The sequence below is a fragment of the Daejeonella sp. genome (genome assembly GCF_046590655.1).
Lineage (GTDB): Bacteria > Bacteroidota > Bacteroidia > Sphingobacteriales > Sphingobacteriaceae > Daejeonella.
In genome coordinates, this window is sequence record NZ_JBKJUM010000131.1 from 1 (window position 1) to 4981 (window position 4981).

Annotated in this window: 4 protein-coding genes and 1 pseudogene; 1 reads left to right on the forward strand and 4 read right to left on the reverse strand. The window is 42.3% G+C overall.

Translation table 11 applies throughout. The features are described 5' to 3' along the window. From ACLL8Z_RS12300 to kbl, 4 genes and pseudogenes are all read right to left on the reverse strand, one after another. Positions 1 to 525, reverse strand: a pseudogene (locus ACLL8Z_RS12300) (phenylalanine--tRNA ligase subunit alpha); the annotation flags it as partial. Between the two features lie 2 nt (positions 526 to 527). Next, complete coding sequence (locus tag ACLL8Z_RS12305; RefSeq protein ID WP_411275081.1) at positions 528 to 944, reverse strand: type II toxin-antitoxin system VapC family toxin; 417 nt, start codon at positions 942 to 944, stop codon at positions 528 to 530. Beyond that, the gene (locus ACLL8Z_RS12310; protein WP_411275082.1) at positions 934 to 1194 is read right to left on the reverse strand and encodes a DUF6364 family protein; all 261 of its coding nucleotides are present in this window, start codon (positions 1192 to 1194) and stop codon (positions 934 to 936) included. The genes ACLL8Z_RS12305 and ACLL8Z_RS12310 overlap by 11 nt, the downstream gene beginning before the upstream one ends. 45 nt (positions 1195 to 1239) lie before the next feature. Continuing rightward, the gene (gene kbl / locus ACLL8Z_RS12315; RefSeq protein ID WP_411275083.1) at positions 1240 to 2427 is read right to left on the reverse strand and encodes a glycine C-acetyltransferase; all 1188 of its coding nucleotides are present in this window, start codon (positions 2425 to 2427) and stop codon (positions 1240 to 1242) included. A gap of 320 nt (positions 2428 to 2747) precedes the next feature. Here kbl and ACLL8Z_RS12320 point away from each other — a divergent pair. Continuing rightward, positions 2748 to 4981: DUF5686 and carboxypeptidase regulatory-like domain-containing protein (locus tag ACLL8Z_RS12320; RefSeq protein WP_411275084.1), on the forward strand; the 2234-nt coding region annotated here is incomplete at its 3' end.

The following is a 4981-nucleotide window of genomic DNA, read 5'->3' on the forward strand; positions in this document are numbered from 1 at the left end:
CTGTACAGATGAGGTATGCGTACGCAATGCAATATCTCCTTTTTCGCCACCTTTTTTGATAAAAAAGGTGTCCTGCATATCCCGCGCCGGATGTTCTTCCGGAAAATTAAGCGCAGAAAAGTTATGCCAGTCGTCTTCAATTTCAGGGCCCTCGGCAACGTGAAAGCCAAGTTTATTAAAAATACCTATAATCTCTTTTCTAACAAGAGAAAGCGGGTGACGAGAGCCCAACTGAAATCCATTGCCCGGTAAGGTCAGGTCTTGTTCTAAACTTATATTGCTTTCCTGGCTTTCTGACGCTTCTTTCAGGTCCTGGTATTTGGCTTCTGCAGATTGCTTGAACTCATTCAGTACCTTTCCAAGCACCCTTTTTTCTTCAGAAGATACAGTTTTAAACTCTTCAAAAAGATCCTTAATAATACCCTTTGTACCCAGAAACTTTATTCGAAAGGTTTCCAGCTCTTCTGCATTTTGCGACTGGAAAGCATTAATTTCTGAAGTGTACTGAGCTATTTTTTGTTGCATTGTTAAAATTTTCTAATAAATTGTTCCGCAGTCATCACAGGTAAAAGCGACTTTTTATAATGTTTTAAATTGCGGGTGATAATTAAATCACACTCATTACGCAATGCAACAAAATGTTGCATTGCATCTTCCATATCGTTAAAATTACTGTTCAAGGCCAGCGAAATACTTTCGGTATCCAATGGCAAAACGGTAAGCATTTTCAACAACTTGTTTATTTTATCCTTTGTGTCATTCTTACCCAGCGCTTTCGCAGTGATGTAATAAATGTTGGCTATAACTAAAGCCGAAGTGTGTATTTTAAATTCACTATTTATACCCTTGTTTAATAATTTTTGGGCATAAGAGTAATAGGGATCGCGCTGAATAAAAACATCCAATATGATATCGCTGTCAATGAAAATATTCTTACAGATCATACTTCTGTTTCAAATATTGATATTTTTCTTCTTTTAAATCCACCTCATCCGGATATTTCTCTTTTAAAATTCCTGTTAATGCTAAAATATCCTTATTTATATTTTTGTCAGGTTCAGGGCCAGGTTCACTTAACTGGGCTAAATAATCCTGAATTAATCGCGACAAGCTAATATTCTTCTCCTTCGCATACTTTTTTGCACGATACACCACTTCGGGTTTCATGCTTAGGGTTAGTTTTGTAGTAGCCATACCGTGGAAGTTATACGTACAAATATAAAAAATTTATACGTGATATTAAACGGTTCCCAGCTCTTTCCCCACTTTAATAAACGCGGCTACGGCTTTGTCGAGATGTGCCCTATCATGGGCCGCCGACAACTGTACCCTGATGCGGGCTTTACCTTTTGGGACCACCGGAAAGTAAAATCCGATAACGTAAATACCTTCTTTCAGAAGTTTTGCCGCAAATTCCTGAGCCAGCGCAGCTTCGTACAACATAATCGGTACGATTGGGTGTACGCCGGGCTTGATATCGAATCCCGCAGCAGTCATTTTTTCACGGAAGTATTTGGTGTTCTCTTCCAGCTTATCGCGAAGATCGGTTGTCTCACTCAGCATATCCAGTACCGCAATGGATGCTCCTACAATAGAGGGTGCCAGCGTATTTGAAAATAGATACGGACGGGAACGCTGGCGAAGCATATTGATCACTTCTTTGGGTCCGGATGTAAACCCGCCGGAAGCGCCCCCCAGGGCTTTACCCAGAGTGCCTGTAATAATGTCAACCCGTCCCATTACATTGTGATGTTCATGCGTACCCCTGCCTGTTTTTCCAAGAAAGCCTGATGAGTGGCATTCATCGATCATAACCAGCGCATTATACTTATCCGCCAGATCACAGATCTTGTCCAGTTGTGCGATTGTTCCATCCATAGAGAACGAACCATCGGTAACTATGATGCGATGACGCAGGTGTTGAGTTTCCTGTAGTTTTGCTTCCAGATCGGCCATATTATCATGCTCATAACGGTAGCGCTGCGCTTTACACAGGCGAACTCCATCAATGATTGAAGCATGGTTCAGCGTATCCGAGATAATGGCATCTTCTTCGTTAAATAAAGGTTCAAAAACGCCGCCATTAGCATCGAAAGCTGCAGCATAAAGAATAGTATCTTCTGTGCCCAGGAATTTTGAGATCTTTGCTTCAAGCTCTTTGTGGATATCCTGTGTTCCGCAAATAAACCGTACTGACGACATTCCAAAGCCATGAGAGTCAATAGCTTTTTTAGCAGCCTCAATAACTTTTGGATGTGATGACAGACCCAGGTAATTATTCGCGCAGAAATTGATGACTTCCTGTCCGCCTTCAACCTGGATGTCGGCGCCCTGAGGTGATATAATTATTCTTTCGCGTTTATAAAGGCCTGCTTTTTCAATTTCTTCAAGTTCTTTTTCCAGTACCGGTTGCAGTGTTTTATACATAAAGGTTTTTTGTTGTGCAAAATTACGAATTCCGACGGATTAAACTTCTCTCTAACTTACCCAGCGAAAATCAACCGCAGAGAGCGCAGAGTACCACGCAGAGTTCGCAGAGTATTTCTGGAAAACTTATTCATGTCGGCAGAGTTGACAGTCCCACCCAATTCTCTGCGCTCTCCGCGCAAAACTCTGCGCTCTCCGCGGTTAACATGGCGTTTAGTCAGTTCTTTATTTTACAATATAGTGCTTAGCTTATATTCAGGAAACTCTACGTATATGTGTAAATTCGCGTAACCTTTATCCAAAATGAGCGTCTTCTTTTTATGAAATTAATCTGTACCTGCCTGTTTGTCTTATTCTCTCCTATTTTATTTGCGCAGTCGCTAACTCTGCGGGGTAAGATCACCGATCAGCAGGGTATGGCAATTCCCTTTGCCAGTGTTTATGAAAAAAATACAACCCGCGGTACATCAGCGAACAGCGAAGGGGAGTATTCGCTAAAGTTGAGTCCGGGCAGGCATGTGCTGAATTACCGGGCCATTGGGTACAAACCGGTGGAAAAGGAAATAAATTTAAATACGAATTTCAACCAGGATATCACGCTTGATCAGGCGGTGTTTGAACTTGCCGATGTGATTGTCAGAGGGGGTGGTGAAGACCCTGCTTATGAAGTGATCCGGAATGCCATCAAAAAGCGGAAATCCCATCTCCGTGAAGCCGACGAATATAGTACCGATGTGTACATCAAAGGCATGCAAAAAATGCTTGCCGCTCCTAAGAAATTTCTAGGCCGGAACATTGATGATATGAGCAAGCAAATGGGTCTGGATTCTAATCGGACGGGTATACTGTATTTGTCGGAGTCTGAATCGCGGCTGAGCTATAGGCAGCCCGACCAGTATCATGAGGAAATGATTTCTTCGAAAGTTTCGGGCAGCAACCGCGCCTTCAGCTTTAACCGCGCTTCTGAAATTAACATCAATTTCTACGAGAACATCATCAATATGGAAGGTTTAAGCAACCGGCCTTTCATTTCTCCGATAGCGGACAATGCGCTTTTTTACTACGACTATAAGCTCATCGGAACCAGCATGGAAAATGGGCTTTTGATAAATAAAATTGAGCTGATCCCTAAACGTGGTGCCGATCCGGTGTACAGGGGCAGTATCTACGTGATTGAAGATAGTTGGAGGATACACAGTTCCGATCTCCTGATCACTAAACAGACAAATATCAATTTCGTAGATACCTTGAATATCCGCCAGCAATATATTCCTGTAAGTTCAAGAGTTTGGATGCCGGCGTCTGTACGATATGATTTCACTGGCGGGATATTTGGCTTTCGCTTCGGCGGATATTACCTCGCCCTCTATAAAAACTATGACCTTAATCCGGGCTTAAGTAAAAAGGATTTTGTTGAAGTGCTCAATATCACCCGCGAGGTGAATAAAAAAGACAGCGCATACTGGACCCAGGCGCGTCCCGTGCCGCTAACTCTGGAAGAGCAGACGGATTATGAGAAGAAGGCGGTTTTAGCCCTGAAGCGGGAATCAAAATCATACCTCGATTCGATAGATAAGGTTAACAATAAGTTCAAACCCATTCAGTTTATAATCGGCTCTGGCTATAGCCCGAGAAACCGCTTTAAAAAGGAATATTATTCATTCAGCTCACTAATTAACGCTGCTTTCTATAACACAGTGGAAGGCTTTGGTATTAATTACGGGGTTACTTATGCCAAACGACTTGATTCGCTGACCAATCAGTTTGTTAATTATGCCGGAAAGGTGCGTTATGGTTTTTCAAGTGAGAAATTATACGGAAGCCTGTCGGGAACTATCCCTGTTAAGGAAGCAAGCCTCGCATTCAATCTCGGTTCTGATGTACTTGATCTTAATAACCTGGGGAGTATAAGTCAGCTGGGGAATTCTATAAACTCGCTTTTCTACGAGCGGAACTTTTTGAAGTTGTACGAGAAGAAATTTGTATCGGCCACGATATCGCAGCGTTTCGGCGCATTTGTGGGAAGGATAGGCACGGAATGGGCAAACCGGACTTCTCTTCAAAACACAAGCGATTATACCGTACGCGAGCTTGAGGATAGAGTGTTTACTTCCAACAACCCGTTTCTGCCGCAGCCATTTACAAGTACATCGCTATTCCCTGAAAATCAGTCGTTCAATTTAACCCTGCGCGGAACATATGATTTCAGCAATAAATACGCAACTTATCCATCTGGCAAAATTCATCAGCATTCAAAATATCCAACCCTCGGAGTTAACTATACAAAAGGTATTAATGGTGTCTTTGGTTCGGACGTAAATTATGATCTCCTATCTCTCGATCTTACTAAATCGGACATAAAACTTGGCATGTACGGGGAGTTTAAATTCTGGGTCGCTGCAGGGACTTTCCTGACTAGTAAAAGCCTCTATTATCCCGACTTTAAACACTTCGACGGAAATATTAGTCTAAGCTATATTCCTAATATTAACAGCTTCCTGTACCTCGATTTCTATCAGTACAGCACATCCGACAAATTTGCGGAGGCTCATTT

Excerpts from the sequence above, each read along its gene's own strand:
- ACLL8Z_RS12305 (WP_411275081.1), bottom strand. The coding sequence starts at position 944 with ATGATCTGTAAGAATATTTTCATTGACAGCGATATCATATTGGATGTT.
- kbl (WP_411275083.1), bottom strand. The coding sequence starts at position 2,427 with ATGTATAAAACACTGCAACCGGTACTGGAAAAAGAACTTGAAGAAATT.
- ACLL8Z_RS12310 (WP_411275082.1), bottom strand. The coding sequence starts at position 1,194 with ATGGCTACTACAAAACTAACCCTAAGCATGAAACCCGAAGTGGTGTAT.